Annotated in this window: 14 protein-coding genes; 5 read left to right on the forward strand and 9 right to left on the reverse strand. The window is 55.8% G+C overall.

The features are described from left to right. Positions 1 to 6: 6 nt before the first annotated feature. The 7 genes from NP590_RS10570 to NP590_RS10600 all read right to left on the reverse strand — a co-directional run bounded on the left by NP590_RS10570 (position 7) and on the right by NP590_RS10600 (position 8,092). Positions 7 to 1,137, reverse strand: a complete 1,131-nt coding sequence (locus tag NP590_RS10570) for a type III PLP-dependent enzyme domain-containing protein (protein ID WP_256602346.1) — start codon at positions 1,135 to 1,137, stop codon at positions 7 to 9. Continuing rightward, the gene (locus tag NP590_RS10575) at positions 1,134 to 1,730 is read right to left on the reverse strand and encodes a 5-formyltetrahydrofolate cyclo-ligase (RefSeq protein WP_256602347.1); all 597 of its coding nucleotides are present in this window, start codon (positions 1,728 to 1,730) and stop codon (positions 1,134 to 1,136) included. Before NP590_RS10575 ends, NP590_RS10570 begins: the two co-directional genes overlap by 4 nt. Next, positions 1,723 to 2,658: a tRNA (adenosine(37)-N6)-dimethylallyltransferase MiaA gene (gene miaA, locus NP590_RS10580; protein ID WP_256602348.1), complete on the reverse strand. Its 936-nt coding sequence runs from the start codon at positions 2,656 to 2,658 to the stop codon at positions 1,723 to 1,725. Before miaA ends, NP590_RS10575 begins: the two co-directional genes overlap by 8 nt. After that, positions 2,659 to 4,584, reverse strand: a complete 1,926-nt coding sequence (gene mutL / locus NP590_RS10585; protein ID WP_256602349.1) for a DNA mismatch repair endonuclease MutL — start codon at positions 4,582 to 4,584, stop codon at positions 2,659 to 2,661. It abuts the gene before it with no gap. Positions 4,585 to 4,668: 84 nt separating this feature from the next. Beyond that, positions 4,669 to 6,114 (reverse strand): N-acetylmuramoyl-L-alanine amidase, encoded by a 1,446-nt coding sequence (locus tag NP590_RS10590; RefSeq protein ID WP_256602350.1) that lies wholly within the window; start codon positions 6,112 to 6,114, stop codon positions 4,669 to 4,671. Positions 6,115 to 6,161: 47 nt separating this feature from the next. Next, a complete protein-coding gene (tsaE, locus tag NP590_RS10595; protein ID WP_256602351.1) occupies positions 6,162 to 6,632 on the reverse strand; it encodes a tRNA (adenosine(37)-N6)-threonylcarbamoyltransferase complex ATPase subunit type 1 TsaE in 471 nt (156 codons plus the stop codon). After that, positions 6,629 to 8,092 carry an NAD(P)H-hydrate dehydratase gene (locus tag NP590_RS10600; RefSeq protein ID WP_256602352.1) on the reverse strand — a complete coding sequence of 488 codons (1,464 nt, stop codon included), beginning with the start codon at positions 8,090 to 8,092 and terminating at the stop codon, positions 6,629 to 6,631. The genes tsaE and NP590_RS10600 overlap by 4 nt, the downstream gene beginning before the upstream one ends. 52 nt (positions 8,093 to 8,144) lie before the next feature. Between NP590_RS10600 and queG the strand changes: the two genes are divergently transcribed. Then, positions 8,145 to 9,239: a tRNA epoxyqueuosine(34) reductase QueG gene (queG, locus tag NP590_RS10605; RefSeq protein ID WP_256602393.1), complete on the forward strand. Its 1,095-nt coding sequence runs from the start codon at positions 8,145 to 8,147 to the stop codon at positions 9,237 to 9,239. A gap of 320 nt (positions 9,240 to 9,559) precedes the next feature. Then, positions 9,560 to 9,778, forward strand: a complete 219-nt coding sequence (infA, locus tag NP590_RS10610; RefSeq protein WP_013819653.1) for a translation initiation factor IF-1 — start codon at positions 9,560 to 9,562, stop codon at positions 9,776 to 9,778. Between the two features lie 36 nt (positions 9,779 to 9,814). Here infA and clpA read toward each other — a convergent pair whose 3' ends face one another. Next, positions 9,815 to 12,094: an ATP-dependent Clp protease ATP-binding subunit ClpA gene (clpA, locus tag NP590_RS10615; protein ID WP_256602353.1), complete on the reverse strand. Its 2,280-nt coding sequence runs from the start codon at positions 12,092 to 12,094 to the stop codon at positions 9,815 to 9,817. Between the two features lie 9 nt (positions 12,095 to 12,103). After that, a complete protein-coding gene (gene clpS, locus NP590_RS10620; RefSeq protein ID WP_256602354.1) occupies positions 12,104 to 12,427 on the reverse strand; it encodes an ATP-dependent Clp protease adapter ClpS in 324 nt (107 codons plus the stop codon). Positions 12,428 to 12,552: 125 nt separating this feature from the next. Here clpS and NP590_RS10625 point away from each other — a divergent pair, with 125 nt between their 5' ends. From NP590_RS10625 to NP590_RS10635, 3 genes are read left to right on the forward strand one after another with little or no spacing between them, the layout of a single operon-like run. Further along, the gene (locus NP590_RS10625; protein ID WP_256602355.1) at positions 12,553 to 13,008 is read left to right on the forward strand and encodes an NUDIX hydrolase; all 456 of its coding nucleotides are present in this window, start codon (positions 12,553 to 12,555) and stop codon (positions 13,006 to 13,008) included. Further along, positions 13,005 to 14,099: a tRNA 2-thiouridine(34) synthase MnmA gene (gene mnmA, locus NP590_RS10630; protein WP_256602356.1), complete on the forward strand. Its 1,095-nt coding sequence runs from the start codon at positions 13,005 to 13,007 to the stop codon at positions 14,097 to 14,099. Before NP590_RS10625 ends, mnmA begins: the two co-directional genes overlap by 4 nt. A 3-nt stretch (positions 14,100 to 14,102) precedes the next feature. Continuing rightward, positions 14,103 to 14,747 (forward strand): GIY-YIG nuclease family protein, encoded by a 645-nt coding sequence (locus tag NP590_RS10635; protein WP_256602357.1) that lies wholly within the window; start codon positions 14,103 to 14,105, stop codon positions 14,745 to 14,747. The last annotated feature ends 40 nt before the right edge of the window (positions 14,748 to 14,787 follow it).

The following is a 14,787-nucleotide window of genomic DNA, read 5'->3' on the forward strand; positions in this document are numbered from 1 at the left end:
TGCCGACTATGCCCATTGCCGGGCATAGTCGGCATAGCCATCCCGCTTGATCGCTTCGTACCGATCGCCTCGGCAAACATACACCGCAGGCAAGGCGTAGCCGTTGAATCGCTGCGCCTTGATCAGGCTGTAGGCGCCGACATCGGCAAACAGCAACCTGTCGCCGACGGTCGGAATCTTAGCGAAGCGATACCGGCCGAAAACGTCGCCGGCCAGACAGGTCGAGCCGGCCAGAATGGCGCTATGTCCGCCTTGCGGATCTTCATCCAGCAGCTGCGGCCGGCGCTGGTATTCGAAAATTTCCGGGTGATGATTGACCGAGCTATCCAATACCAACACGGTTTCACCGTCGCTATCGAAACGGTCCAGCACGCTGGTCAGCAAATAACCGGCGTTTCCCACCAATGCCTTGCCGGGCTCCAGGTATACCTGTTCGGCGACATGAGTTTGCAAATATCGTACGGCTTCAATAACGGGCGTAAGGTCGGCAATGCGGTGATACAAATAACCGCCGCCCAGATTCAGCCATTTCAAGCCGGTTTGCCGGCTTAAAAACGGTTTTAATTTTGAAATAACGGCTTGCAGCGGCTGAAAATCTGTCCGGCCGAACACGGTATGCAGGTGCAAGCCTTCAATGCCTTCCGGCAAGGCTTGCCCGAGCAAGCCGACATCCACGCCCAGTTTCGAATGCGGGCCGCAAGGGTCGTATCGCCGGTCATCGGCGAAGGATAGCTTGGGATTGACCCGCAAACCCGCCGAATAACGGTCGGTCGATGAATGCAAACGCTGATATTGCGAGAGGGAATTGAAACCGATGTGACTGCATAGCGCGGACAGTTCGGCAAATTCGTCCGCTCTCAGACCCGGCGTGGTCACATGCAGGCTGCCCCGACCGCCCGAAACCGCGCTAGCCAAACGGGCTTCAAACAATGAACTGACCGAAAAGCCGTCCAGCTTGTCGCTAAGGTCGCTCAGCAAGGCCGCCAACGGCAGCGCCTTCATGGAATATAAAATCCGGCAACCGCTGGCTTGCCTGATGTGATGCAAGGGGCGCAGATTGGCATGCACTTGCGACATATCCAGCACGAAGGCCGGGCTGTGTTCAAGCCGGCGCTTCAACTCATCGACCGCTATCATGGCAGCCGCCGCTTGCCGGAAAACAGGTTCGATTCCGTCACCACCAGATTCATGTAGACGTCGTGGCTTTGCATTTCGACGGCGGGCAATATTTGCGACGCATAACAGACGCCGGCCAACACCGCGTCCGCCCTCACCTCGGACAACAACCTGTCGTAATAACCGGCGCCGTTGCCCAGGCGCCCACCCATGCTGTCAAAGGCCACGCCCGGTACGACGACCGCATCCAGTTCCGCCGGCTTGATGCATTTATCCGCTTCCCGCCAGCGAGCCTTGGGCGGTTCCAGGATATTCCACATACCGGGCCGCAATTCGTCGAGTGCCCGCAAATGCCACAAGCCCAGGCATTTGTTGCCCAGCGCGTCGACGGTGCAATACGGCACCGCGATACGTTTGCCGCCGGCCAGTTGTGCCGCTACGGCCGGCAAGGTGCGCACCTCCGAACGGCAATGCAGATACCAGAGTATGGTGTCGGCATCGGCATACCAAGCTTGCGAAATGACAGTGCGGCAAATTTCGGCGCTGACGGCGTCTTTATCGGCTTGCGCATCCCGCGCGGCATGGGCTAGGCGGCGTTGCCGTGGTTTATCCATGCCGGCGAAAATAATCCAGGGCCTTGGTCAGTAAATCCGCCGCATCGCTATGCAGATGCAGGGCGTTTTCTTCCTTGCGCAACCAGGTGAATTGACGCTTGGCCAGTTGGCGGGTGGCGATGACGGCTTTTTCCCGCATGGTCTCGAAGTCGTATTCGCCGTTCAAATACGACCAGGCCTGCCTGTAGCCAACGCAACGGATAGCCGGCAAGCCCTCGTGCAGATCGCTGCGCGCCCGCAAGGCCCGGACTTCATCCAGAAAGCCTTGCTCCAGCATGGCGTCGAAACGCGCAGCGATGTTGGCGTGCAAGGCATGCCTATGTTGCGGGGCGACAATCAGTTTTTGGTAAGCAAACGGCTGCTCGCTTTGCGGGTCGGCGCCGAAAAAATACGATAATGGCCGACCGCTGATTTCAAAGACTTCCAGGGCCCGCTGTATGCGCTGCGGATCGTTGACGTGTATGCGGGCGGCGGCTTGCGGATCGATTTGCGCCAGACGGGCATGCAGCGCCTCCTTGCCCAGTTCCAATAAATCCCTATCCAGCCGTTGCCTGATGTCGTGATCGGCTTCCGGCAGATCGGCCAAGCCCTGGGTCAGGGCGTTGAAATACAACATGGTGCCGCCGACCAGCAAGGGCAACTTGCCGCGCCGGGTAATCTCTTCCATCAATTGCAGCGCGCGGCTCCGAAACTGGCCGGTGGAAAAAGACTCGCGGGGGTCGAGTATGTCGATCAAATGGTGCGGAACGCCGCCGCGTTCCGCCAAGGTCGGCTTGGCGGTGCCGATATCCATGTCCCTGTAAACCAGGGCGGAATCGACGCTGATGATTTCCGCGTTCAAGGCTTGAGCCATTGCCACCGACAGCGTTGTTTTGCCGGACGCGGTCGGCCCCATCAGTAAAATGGCAGTAGGTTTGTCGGTGTTCATTTACTGCCCGCGCATGAAAAACTTGTCCAGATCCTGGTGGCTAAGCGAAATCCAGGTCGGCCGGCCGTGATTGCATTGGCCGATGCGTTCGGTCTGTTCCATATCGCGCAACAAGGCATTCATTTCCTCGATGCTGAGCTTGCGTCTGGCCCGTACCGAACCGTGACAGGCCATGGTGGCTAAAATGCTGTTGATGGCTTGTTCGGCTTTTCGACTACACCCGTTGGTCAGCATGTCGGCCAGGATGTCGCGCACTAATCCATCGACATCGGTCTTGGCCAGCAAGGCTGGGGTCGAGCGCAATACAACCGTTTCAGGGCCGGACCGGTTGAGTTCAAATCCCAAGCCAAGAAAAAACTCGTGTTCCCGCTCCGCCAGATCCGCTTCGGCCGCCGTTACCCGCAGCTTGATCGGCAACAGCAAGGGTTGCGAGACGATGGCGCGATTATGGTAATGCTGTTTCAAGCGTTCGTAAGTAACCCTCTCGTGCGCGGCGTGGGCATCGACCAGGATAATGCCGCCGGCGGTTTCGGCCAGAATATAAATGTTGTGGATGTGGGCCAAGGCAAAACCCAGCGGCGGCATGGCTTGCCCGGCCGGCGCGGCTTCGGCTTGCGGATTCAGTTTGGCATAGGCCTTGATTTGCTCGGCAACCGCCCCCGTCAAATTCGTTTCCCTTGCGCCCCTGCCGCCCGCGGCCGCGGAATACGACGTGGATTGTTGCGGCTTGTAGACGTGCCCGCCCATATCCGCGGCATCGAGTTCATTGGCGGCGGACGGTTGCGCTGCGCAAGGCGCGGCCGCATAGGCCAAACTCAAGGGTAAGTCAATTTGCTGACTCGGGGTCGGACGCGGCTCCGCAACAAAGCTTGGCCCGGCGACCGGCTGGGTTTGGACTTGTATTGGCCGCGCGGGAGCTTGTCCCGGCCGTTGTTCGGCCAGACTGCGATGCAAGGCCTGAAACAGGAAATCGTGCACCATGCGTCCTTCGCGAAAGCGCACCTCCAGTTTGGTGGGATGGGCATTCACATCCACCAAGGCCGGGTCCAGTTCCAAATACAGCACGAACACCGGATGACGACCGTGATACAGCACATCCTGATAGGCCTGTTTCACTGCGTGCGCCACCAGTCTGTCCTTGATCAGGCGACCGTTGACGTAGAAAAACTGCATATCCTGCTGGCCGCGCGAGAAGGTCGGCAAGCCCACCCAGCCATGCAACCGCAGGCCGGAGGCGGCATAGTCGATTTTGACCGCATGGTCGACGAAGGCCGAACCGCAGATGGCGGCGATGCGCTTTTCCTGTTCGCCTTGGCTGGCGGCCGGTTTTAGGTTCAATACCTCGCGCTGGTTATGCCGTAATAAAAATCCCACGTCGAAGCGGCTCAGAGCCAGTTTCTGGATCAGGTTTTCGATATGGCCGAATTCGGTTTTCTCGGCTTTCAAAAATTTTCGCCGGGCCGGAGTATTGTAGAACAGGTCCCGCACATCGACGGTGGTACCGGACGGGTGAGGGTCGGGCTGGGGATCGAAGTTTCTTTCGCTGCCGTCGGCGCTGACCGCCCAAGCGCAATCGGCGGCCTCGGTACGGGAAATCAGGGTCAAACGCGCCACCGAACTGATACTGGGCAGGGCCTCGCCTCTAAAACCCATGCTGGACACTTGTTCAAGATCTTCCAGCGAAGCAATCTTGCTAGTGGCATGCCGCGATAGCGCCAAGGCCAAATCGTCTTTGTCGATGCCACAGCCGTTGTCGCGGATTTTGATCTGCTTGATGCCGCCCTGCTCCACATCGATATGAATCTGGCTGGCGCCGGCGTCAAAACAGTTCTCTACCAATTCCTTTACCACGGACGCCGGCCGCTCGACCACTTCGCCGGCGGCAATTTGATTGATCAGTTGAGTGGGTAAGGCGTGTATCCGCATCGGCCGAGCTCGCGAAAAAAGCGCGTATTCTAGCGGATCGCTTGGGCTCCGGGTGAATTGATTCAGCCCGGAGGAGCGCTGGAATTAACTGCTGCGCGGAATCTGCAGCACTTGACCGGCCTTGAGGTTGCCGTCTTCCATGCCGTTGGCATGGCGCAACTCGCGCATGGAAACGCCATAGCGCTGAGCAATGCCGGACAGCGTTTCGCCGGTGCTGATGACGTGTCGGGTATTTGCCGCGCTGACGGTGATCGCGCTGTCGGCCTCCACCGTGTTGGCTTTGACGACAACGGGTTCGGATACCGTTTCACGGGCAGCGACGCGGGTAGCGGTTTTGCCGGATTTTTGCAGTTGCGCGAACAAGGTGTTGGCGGGCGCATACTGTTTAAAGTGCGCCACGATGCCGTTAAACACGGCTGAGGCCATTTTGTCCTGATAGGCGCGGCTGTTCAAACGTTGCTCTTCTTCCGGATTGGAAATGAAGGCGGTTTCCACCAAAATGGACGGAATAGGTGATCTCAACACCACGAAACCGGCTTTCTGCACATTTTTACGATGAAGGTGTCCGGCGGAATTCACGCTTTTCAAAACCTTGCTACCCACATGCTGGCTGGCTTCCTTGGCGGCCTTATTGGATAAATCCATCAGCACCGACGCCAACACATCGTCATGGGCGTCGACCGTCGCGCCGCCAGCCCGGTCGGCGGCGTTCTCGCTATCGGCCAACGTTTGCGCCATCTGGCTGGAAGCCCCCTTGTTGGCCAGGGTATAAACGGAAGCGCCGTGCGCGCTGGGATCGTCAAAGGCATCGGCATGAATGGAAACGAATAAATCGGCCTTGGCATCGCGGGCGATTTTCACCCGGTCGTGCAATTTAACGAAATAATCGCCATTGCGTATCATCACGGCCTTCATGCCGGGTTGTCTGTTGACCGAACTTTCCAGGCGCTTGGCAATCGCCAAAACCACGTCTTTCTCCTGGGTACCGTGGCCGCCTTGCGCGCCCACATCCTTGCCGCCGTGACCGGCGTCTATGGCAATAACGATATCCCGACCCTTGGCCCTGACGGGCTTGGCATTGACCGTCGAGAGGGTCTTGTCCCTGGCGACTTTGTTTTCCGGAATTTTTTTTGCCGGCCGAGCGGCGGCAACGCTGGCGGGCGCCGGGTTGGCGCTGGCCGAGAATTGCAGCTGCACGCTGCTACCGTTGCTGACCGCCACCGCCTTGGCGTCGGCGTTTAATTCCATCACCACCCGCAAATCGGATTTGTTACGGATGGCCGAACGCACTCCCACCACCAGCGGATGATCGGCGGGGGGCTGCGGCATGGCGGCGGAGGCGGCGGTATTTTCAAAATCCACCACCACGCGACTGGGATTGTTCAGCGTGAAATAGCGGTAATGCGGCGTAGCGTTCAATTCGAATACCACGCCGCCCGGTTGAAAGGTCAGAGCCGATAGCACATTTGCCGCCGCATGAGCGGGCAAGGTCGGCAAGAAAAAACCCATTATCCAGAAAAATATAACCATCTGTCTCATAAGCAGCCGACCGTGCAAAAATTAAAAACGTTCTGAGATTATAGCAGCAGGCCTTTGTTTTTCCAGTCAATTATCAAGGAATTTTTCAGCGATTCCGCTAGCGTGTTGATTTCTATCGTTCTTCCGGAATTTTGATACTCCAGCGCGATTTCCAAATCGGCCGCCGGCAGATATCCGGCGCCCAATTGCGGCCACTCCACGCAAACCAGGGCCTGCTGTTGCAGGTAATCGTTGATGCCCAACCATTCCAGCTCTTCCGGGTCTTTCAAGCGATATAAGTCGAAATGAAATACCACGCGGCCGTCCAGGCGGTATTCTTCCACCAAGCCGTAAGTGGGGCTTCTAACCGCGCCCCGGTGCCCCATGGCCCGCAGCAGTCCGCGAATCAAGGTGGTCTTACCGGCCCCCAGATCGCCGTACAAAAACAATAGACACTTTTGCGGCAACACACCGGCCAAGGCGGCACCCAATAATTCCGTTTCATCGCTATCCCGCAATTCGATTTTCATGGATTTAACAGCCCCCTGATTTTAGGTAACAATTCGCTGGCCAGCATGCCGCGTTCGCCTTGGCTTGCCGCGATTAAATCGGCCGCTTCGCCATGCACATGCACCGCCAGCGTTGCGGCATCCGTCAACGACAGACCCTGGGCCAGCAGCGCCGCCATGACGCCGACCAACACATCGCCCATGCCGCCGGCGGCCATGCCCGGATTACCGGTGGTATTGACCATGATGTTACCCGCGTCAGCAATCAGGCTGCCCGCCCCTTTCAACACGCAGACGCCGGCATACCGGTTTTGCAACATTTTGACCGCAGCAAAGCGGTCGGCGCCAATATCGTGGGTCTTGCACCCCAAAAGCCGCGCCGCCTCGCCGGGATGCGGGGTTAAGATCCAATTCGGCCGGCGGGTGGGTTGCCGCGCCAATAAATTCAATGCATCGGCATCGGCCACACAGGGTTTATCGCTTGCCAGGATCTGGCGAAGCATATCTTGCGCCCAACTATCCTGTCCCAAGCCCGGCCCGATGAGGATGACATCGGCCCGCTCCAACCAAGGCTGCAGATCGCCGGCGGTTTCCACCGCATGGCACATCAATTCGGGCCGGCCGATATTCAGCCAATCGACATGCTGGGCCCGGCTGGCAAGGCTGACCAAGCCGGCGCCACTGAACAGTGCCGCCTCGCCCGCCATGCGAATCGCCCCGCTAAAGCCCCGGTTCCCGCCAACCGCCAGCACATGGCCGAAATTACCCTTGTGCGCGTTGCGGCGGCGGCGTTTCAAGGGTATTTTGCTTGCCAGCATGGCGGTGCGCGGAAGTTGAGCCAACACCGTTTCGGGCACGTTCAGGCTCGAACAGACGATATCGCCGCGATAATCGGCGGCGTCCCCGGTAAACAACCCGCACTTCAAGGCTATAAAGGTGACCGTGAGATCGGCCTTGACCGCGCATCCCAACACGCAACCGGTATCGGCGTGCAGCCCCGACGGCACATCGATGCTCAAGACCGGACAGCCGGTGTTATTGATATGCGAGATCGCTTGCGCATATTCCTCGCCGACCGGCCGGCTCAAGCCGGTGCCCAACAAGGCATCGACGATAACGCCCGCCGAATCGGCGCGACCGGCGAACCGCGCCACACGGCCGCCCGCTTGTATAAATTCCCGATACACGGTCAGTGCATCGCCCTTCAGTTGACCGGGGTCAATCAGCGTGTAGACCGAAAGGCGGAAACCGGCCGCCAAGGCCAGATTGGCCAATACATAGCCATCGCCGGCATTGTTGCCGGCTCCGCAAAACAGCGTGATTTCGGTTTGTCCCGGCCAACGCTGCCTTAGGGCGTTAAAGGCGGCCGCGCCGGCGCTACGCATCAATTGCAGCCCCGGCATCCGCAGATTGTGAATGGCGATATGCTCCGCCTCGCGAATTTGGGCTACGCGATAGAGCGCTGGCGAGGATGTTTGCATGGCGTTGTTGTGTAAAATAGACGCGACCACGACATTATATGCCAAGCCCGCCATGCCCCCAATCGAAACGCCGGATTTCCAACAACTTGCCCTGCAAATCAAAGCCTGGGGCGGCGACTTGGGCTTTCAGCAAATCGGTATCAGCGACACCGACTTGAGCGCCGCCGAACGGCATCTGCAAGATTGGCTGAGCAAGCACAGGCACGGCGACATGTATTACATGGCCGCGCACGGTTTCAAGCGCAGCCGCCCGGCCTTGTTGCAAGCCGGCACCCGCAGCATCGTCAGCGCCCGCATGGATTATCTGCCGGAAGATCCCTCGCGCGGCCGCGAGCTGCTGGATCAGCCCGCCACGGCCTTTGTCTCGCGCTATGCCTTGGGCCGCGACTACCACAAACTGCTGCGCAACAGACTGCAAAAACTGGCCGATAAAATCGCCGCCGAAATCGGCCCGTTCGGTTACCGGGCCTTCGTCGACAGCGCGCCGGTACTGGAAAAAGCCATCGCCGAAAAAGCCGGGCTGGGCTGGATAGGCAAACACAGCAACCTGATCAATCGCAAGGCCGGCTCCTGGTTCTTTCTGGGAGAAATCTACACCGACCTGCCCTTGCCGGCCGATGCGGCCGTCGGCAACCATTGCGGCCAATGCACGGCTTGCCTGGATATTTGCCCCACCCAGGCCATAGTGGCGCCCTATCAGGTCGACGCCCGCCGCTGCGTATCGTATCTGACCATTGAACTGCAAGGCAGCATCCCGGAACACTTGCGCCCGTTGTTGGGTAACCGCATCTACGGTTGCGACGATTGCCAATTGATTTGCCCGTGGAACCGCTTCGCGAAACTTAGCGCGGAAGCCGACTTTAAGCCCCGTCACAAGCTGGATCACAGCAGCCTGCTGGAATTGTTCGGTTGGACTGAAAGTGAGTTCTTGCGGAAAACCGAAGGTTCGGCGATCAGGCGCATCGGCCATAAGCGCTGGCTGCGCAATATCGCCGTGGCGCTGGGCAACGGAATCGCCTCGGAAGACAGCATAACCGCATTACGGCAAAAACTTCTGCACGATGACGAGGGGGTGCGGGAACATGCGGATTGGGCCTTGCGCCGGCTAAATACGCATCGGAGCACCGCTGAGGAACGAAGGGGTTGAGGCGCAAACAATGTTAGCATCAACCGTGACGCGCCAAAAAGTATGATTTATTCCATCTTAGGGCACACATTTGAAAACAGAACTCAGTGTGCACCAGGAAGATAGTTTTTGGTTTTCATGTTTAGCCGCACCGCCACCTCTGAACGCATACGGGGATTACAACTGAATCGGGCTAACCGGCTACGGAATGGCTATTGTAATCAAGCAAGGCTGACTGCTTGAGGCGCGCCTTAGCTTAATCGCACCCAATTTCCGCACAACTTAGGCATGGCAGGCCGGATTCGTGCTAAGATAGCGGTTTTTTTACGGCAGGTATAATTATGGCAAAAGAAGATCAGATTGAAATGGATGGAAAGGTTATCGACACCTTGCCCAATACCATGTTTCGCGTTGAACTGGAAAACGGCCACATCGTGACGGCTCACATTTCCGGCAAAATGCGCAAACACTATATCCGCATCCTGACCGGCGATAAAGTCCGGGTGGAAATGACACCCTACGACCTGACCAAGGGCCGCATCACATTCCGCAATCGCTGATCCCGTTTTACACGGGATTGCGATTGCTCTGTCCGTTTAGACCATCTGATTCATTTCCGAAACCACGAGTTGCTTGCCTTCGATACCAAACGCCAGTTGATCGTTTTCGACAAAAATCCGCACATGTCCACCGTTGACCAAACGACCGAACAACAGATCCTCGGCTAAGGGTTTTTTGACTTTTTCCTGAATCAAGCGCGCCATCGGTCTTGCGCCCATTTTTTCGTCGTAACCCCGTTCAGCAAGCCAAATCCGGGCATCCGTTTCCAGCGTCAAAGTGACGTTTTTGTCGGCCAGCACCGCTTCAAGCTCGAAAATAAACTTATCGACCACGCTGCCAACCACGCTGATATCCAGGGGTTTGAACTGTACGATGGCGTCTAGCCGGTTTCTGAACTCCGGCGAAAAACCGCGTTCTATCACTTTCATACTGTCGGTAGCGTGGTTCTGTTCGGTAAAGCCGATCGACGCCCGACTGCCCTCCTCTGCCCCGGCATTGGTGGTCATGATCAGGATCACGTTACGAAAATCGGCTTTACGGCCGTTGTTGTCGGTCAAGGTGCCGTGATCCATGACCTGTAACAGCAGGTTGAATACATCGGGATGGGCTTTCTCCAGCTCGTCCAACAACAACACAGCATGCGGATGCTTGGTGACCGCTTCGGTCAGCAAGCCGCCTTGATCAAAACCCACATATCCCGGAGGCGCGCCTATCAGGCGAGATACCGTATGGCGCTCCATGTATTCGGACATATCGAAGCGGATCAGCTCTATGCCCAGCACCTTGGCCAATTGGCGAGTCACTTCGGTTTTGCCGACCCCAGTGGGGCCCGCGAACAGGAAGGAACCAATGGTTTTGGTGGTGTCGCGCAGACCCGCCCTAGACAACTTGATGGCGGAAGTCAGCTCGGAAATCGCTTCGTCCTGTCCGAATACCAGCATTTTCAAATTTTTCTCCAGATTGGACAGTTTATCCTTGTCGCTGGCCGATACCGACTGGGCAGGCACCCTAGCAATTTTGGCGACAATCTCCTCAATGTCCGGCGCGTCGATGGTGGCCTTGCGTTCGCCTTCCACAAACAGCCGCTGCCGCGCTCCCGCCTCGTCAATGACATCGATGGCCTTATCGGGCAAGTGCCGGTCGGTGATATATCGCACGGATAATTCCACCGCGGCCCGCAGAGCCTCCTGGGTATACTTAAGGCCGTGGTGCTCTTCGAAACGGGTTTTCAGGCCTTTCAAAATCTGCACGGCATCTTCCACGCTAGGCTCTACGACGTCTATTTTTTGGAAGCGACGCGCCAGGGCATGGTCTTTCTCGAAAATGCCGCGATATTCCTGATAGGTGGTAGAGCCTATGCAGCGCAGTTGACCCGAGGCCAACACCGGCTTGATCAGATTGGAAGCATCCATCACGCCGCCGGACGCCGAGCCCGCACCGATAATGGTGTGAATTTCGTCAATGAACAAAATGGAATTGGGTTCTTTTTTCAGCTGGACCACCAGTGATTTCAGGCGCTTTTCAAAATCGCCCCGGTATTTGGTACCGGCTACCAGGGCGCCCATATCCAACGAATAAATCACATTGTTCAGCAAAATCTCCGGCACTTGCTCTTCGACGATACGCTTGGCCAAGCCCTCCGCGATAGCGGTTTTACCAACCCCGGCTTCCCCAACCAGCAAGGGGTTGTTTTTGCGCCGCCGACACAAGACCTGTATGGTTCTTTCGACTTCGGAATCGCGCCCGATCAGCGGATCGATATTGCCCTTGATCGCTTCTTCATTCAGATTGGTAGCGTATTTTTCCAGCGGACTGGCCGTGGCGTCGCCGATACCGCGTTCGGTTTCACTCTCTTCGGCGGGGCTTTGTTTTTGCTGCTGTTCGATTTTGGAAACCCCGTGAGCCAGATAATTCACCACATCCAGGCGGGTGATATCCTGCCTGTTCAACAGATAAACCGCATGCGAATCCTGTTCGCTGAACAGAGCTACAAACAGATTGGCGCCGGTAACTTCTTTTTTGTCGGACGCCTGCACATGAAACACCGCCCTCTGCAATACCCTTTGAAACCCCAGCGTGGGCTGGGTTTCCCGCTGTATGCCTTCCGGAATCAGGGAAATGGTTTCGTCGATAAAACGGGTCAGCTCGGCGCGCAGGGCGTTTACATTGCAACCGCAGGCAATCAGTATTGGTATAGTGGTGACGTTATCCAGTAAGGATAACAATAAATGTTCGACCGTTATGAATTCGTGTCGTTTGGCATGGGCACTTGTAAATGCTGCATTCAATGTCACTTCAAGTTCTTTGCTTAGCATGGCTACCTCTCACGCTTCTTCCATTGTGCACATCAACGGATGATGATGCTCCCTGGAATAATCATTAACAATATGTACCTTGGTTTCGGCCACATCTTTGGTGTAGGTGCCGCACACCCCCACTCCTTGCGTATGCACTTGCAGCATCACTTGGGTGGCTCTCTCCTGACTCATATTAAAAAAGCCGGTGAGAATTTCGACTACAAAATCCATCGGAGTAAAATCGTCGTTCAGTAACAGCACCTTGAAAAGAGGCGGTCTTTTCAACTGCGGTTTTGCCTGCTGTACGACAATGTCACCATCATTGTCTCTCATGGGATCGAAATCAGTCATGTTCCGGGTTTGCCTGTTTGGTTCAGGGTTTTAACATAGCGCCTAACTTGGCAAATTTCAATCTTTACCCACATAAAAAACATTTCGCGTAAAATGCGCCCCCTTATAAGACTTTACCCGCACACATGGTCTGGAAACCCCACGTTACCGTTGCCGCCGTCATCGAAAAAGACCAGCGTTTTTTGCTGGTCGAAGAGACAACAGAGCACGGCATTGCGTTCAATCAACCCGCCGGCCATCTCGAACCGGACGAAGATCTGATCAGCGCCGTCAAGCGCGAAGTTCTGGAAGAAACCGCCTGGCAATTTGAGCCGGAAGCCCTGGTGGCCGTTCAACTGTGGCGCAAAACACCGGAAGCTCCCAGTTTCATGCGTTTTTGTTTCTGCGGCAGCGTACATGACCATAAGCCCGAGCAGCTCCTGGATGTCGGCATTTTAGCGACCCATTGGTTGAACCGCGCGGAAATAATGGCAAAACATGACCAATTACGCAGTCCCTTGGTGCTGATCAGCGTGGATCATTATTTAAAGGGGTATCGGCATCCGCTGTCCCTACTACACACATTCTTAGACTTGGCATGAGCAAACACATCATCGTCGGCATGTCCGGCGGCGTCGATTCTTCCGTCACGGCATTAATGCTGCAAGAACAAGGCCACAAAGTCACGGGCTTGTTCATGAAAAACTGGGAGGAAGACGACGGCACCGAATATTGCACCGCGATGCAAGATTTGGCCGATGCGCAGCAGGTTTGCGACACGCTGGGCATCGAATTAAAGACCGTCAACTTTGCCGCCGAATACTGGGACGAAGTGTTTGAAGTGTTTTTGTCGGAGTTTAAAGCTGGTCGGACACCCAATCCCGACATTCTTTGTAACAAACATGTCAAATTTAGGGCATTTTTGAACTACGCGATCGAAGACCTGGGCGCCGAATACATCGCCACCGGCCACTACGCCCGCGTCGATGAACAAGACGGTGAATTTCGGTTATTAAAAGGCCTGGATCCCAACAAGGAACAAAGCTACTTCTTATACGCGATGGGCCAGAAAGCGCTGTCGAAAACCCTGTTCCCGATCGGCCATCTGCATAAACCGGATATCCGCGCCATGGCCGAAAAAGCCGGCTTCACCAACAGCCGCAAGAAAGACAGCACCGGCATTTGCTTCATCGGCGAACGCAAATTCAAGGAATTCCTGCAACGCTACTTGCCGCATCAGCCAGGCGAAATGCGCACCCCGGAAGGCCAATATATCGGCAAGCACCACGGCTTGATGTATTACACGCTGGGCCAACGCCAAGGTTTAGGCATAGGCGGAGTCAAGGACGCGCCGGACGAGCCCTGGTTCGTTCTGGAAAAAGACCTGGAGAATAACGTCTTGATCGTCGGCCAAGGCCACGATCATCCGTTGATGCTGCACAACACATTGGAAGCCGGCCAACTCGACTGGTGCGGCAGCAAGCCTTTGACCGAAACCATCCGCTGCGCCGCTAAAACCCGCTACCGCCAACCGGATCAAACCTGCGTCGTCGAACCGCTGGATGGCGGCACCCGCGTCAAAGTCCGCTTCGACGAACACCAACGGGCGATTACGCCTGGGCAGTCGGTGGTGTTTTATTTGGGGGAAGTTTGTTTGGGTGGTGGAATTATAGAAACCAAATACAACGCTTAAACCATGGCAGAGAACGAAAGCCAGATTGTTTACGTACTGACCAATCCCGCCATGCCGGGATTAGTGAAGATCGGTAAAACGACGCAAGTCGAAGTGGAAAGCCGCATGAAGCAACTATACGGTACGGGAGTACCAGTACCGTTTGATTGCACTTTTGCCTGCCAAGTCAAAAATGCAACGGAAGTGGAAGAGGCGCTACACCTCGCCTTTGGCATGCACCGCATCAACCCAAACAGAGAATTCTTCAAAATAGAAGCAGAGCGAGTTATCGCCATTTTGAAGCTTTTGAAAGTCGATGAAATTACCTCTCAGGTGGAACAGACCATTGAATCCGATATTTCCGAAGCCGATAAACAATCCGCCCAAACCTTAAAGCAGGCAAAACGCCCGAGGATGAACTTTCATCAATTAGGCATCCTGAACGGATCAATACTAATTTCAAAAGATGGGAAACATCAAGCCGAAGTCGTCGATGAAAAGAAAGTTTTATTCAACGAAGAAATTTGCTCTCTAACAGCGGCGACAAGAAAATTATTAAGTTTGCCGGATGATTACCCTCTACAACCTTCACCACATTGGACCTTCAATGGTCGAACCATTAAAGAACTCTATGAAGATTTTCACTCCAACAACGATGAAGACGAGTGATTACTCTTTCAAGCAAAAATTTAGTTTTTCAAATATATAG

This window comes from Methylomonas subterranea (assembly GCF_024505185.1).
Classification (GTDB): domain Bacteria; phylum Pseudomonadota; class Gammaproteobacteria; order Methylococcales; family Methylomonadaceae; genus Methylomonas; species Methylomonas subterranea.

What these genes read in the sequence shown, in the direction of transcription:
- NP590_RS10570 (WP_256602346.1), bottom strand. Translation starts at nt 1,137, where the DNA reads ATGATAGCGGTCGATGAGTTGAAGCGCCGGCTTGAACACAGCCCGGCC.
- NP590_RS10575 (WP_256602347.1), bottom strand. Translation starts at nt 1,730, where the DNA reads ATGGATAAACCACGGCAACGCCGCCTAGCCCATGCCGCGCGGGATGCG.
- miaA (WP_256602348.1), bottom strand. Translation starts at nt 2,658, where the DNA reads ATGAACACCGACAAACCTACTGCCATTTTACTGATGGGGCCGACCGCG.
- mutL (WP_256602349.1), bottom strand. Translation starts at nt 4,584, where the DNA reads ATGCGGATACACGCCTTACCCACTCAACTGATCAATCAAATTGCCGCC.
- NP590_RS10590 (WP_256602350.1), bottom strand. Translation starts at nt 6,114, where the DNA reads ATGGTTATATTTTTCTGGATAATGGGTTTTTTCTTGCCGACCTTGCCC.
- tsaE (WP_256602351.1), bottom strand. Translation starts at nt 6,632, where the DNA reads ATGAAAATCGAATTGCGGGATAGCGATGAAACGGAATTATTGGGTGCC.
- NP590_RS10600 (WP_256602352.1), bottom strand. Translation starts at nt 8,092, where the DNA reads ATGCAAACATCCTCGCCAGCGCTCTATCGCGTAGCCCAAATTCGCGAG.
- queG (WP_256602393.1), top strand. Translation starts at nt 8,145, where the DNA reads ATGCCCCCAATCGAAACGCCGGATTTCCAACAACTTGCCCTGCAAATC.
- infA (WP_013819653.1), top strand. Translation starts at nt 9,560, where the DNA reads ATGGCAAAAGAAGATCAGATTGAAATGGATGGAAAGGTTATCGACACC.
- clpA (WP_256602353.1), bottom strand. Translation starts at nt 12,094, where the DNA reads ATGCTAAGCAAAGAACTTGAAGTGACATTGAATGCAGCATTTACAAGT.
- clpS (WP_256602354.1), bottom strand. Translation starts at nt 12,427, where the DNA reads ATGACTGATTTCGATCCCATGAGAGACAATGATGGTGACATTGTCGTA.
- NP590_RS10625 (WP_256602355.1), top strand. Translation starts at nt 12,553, where the DNA reads ATGGTCTGGAAACCCCACGTTACCGTTGCCGCCGTCATCGAAAAAGAC.
- mnmA (WP_256602356.1), top strand. Translation starts at nt 13,005, where the DNA reads ATGAGCAAACACATCATCGTCGGCATGTCCGGCGGCGTCGATTCTTCC.
- NP590_RS10635 (WP_256602357.1), top strand. Translation starts at nt 14,103, where the DNA reads ATGGCAGAGAACGAAAGCCAGATTGTTTACGTACTGACCAATCCCGCC.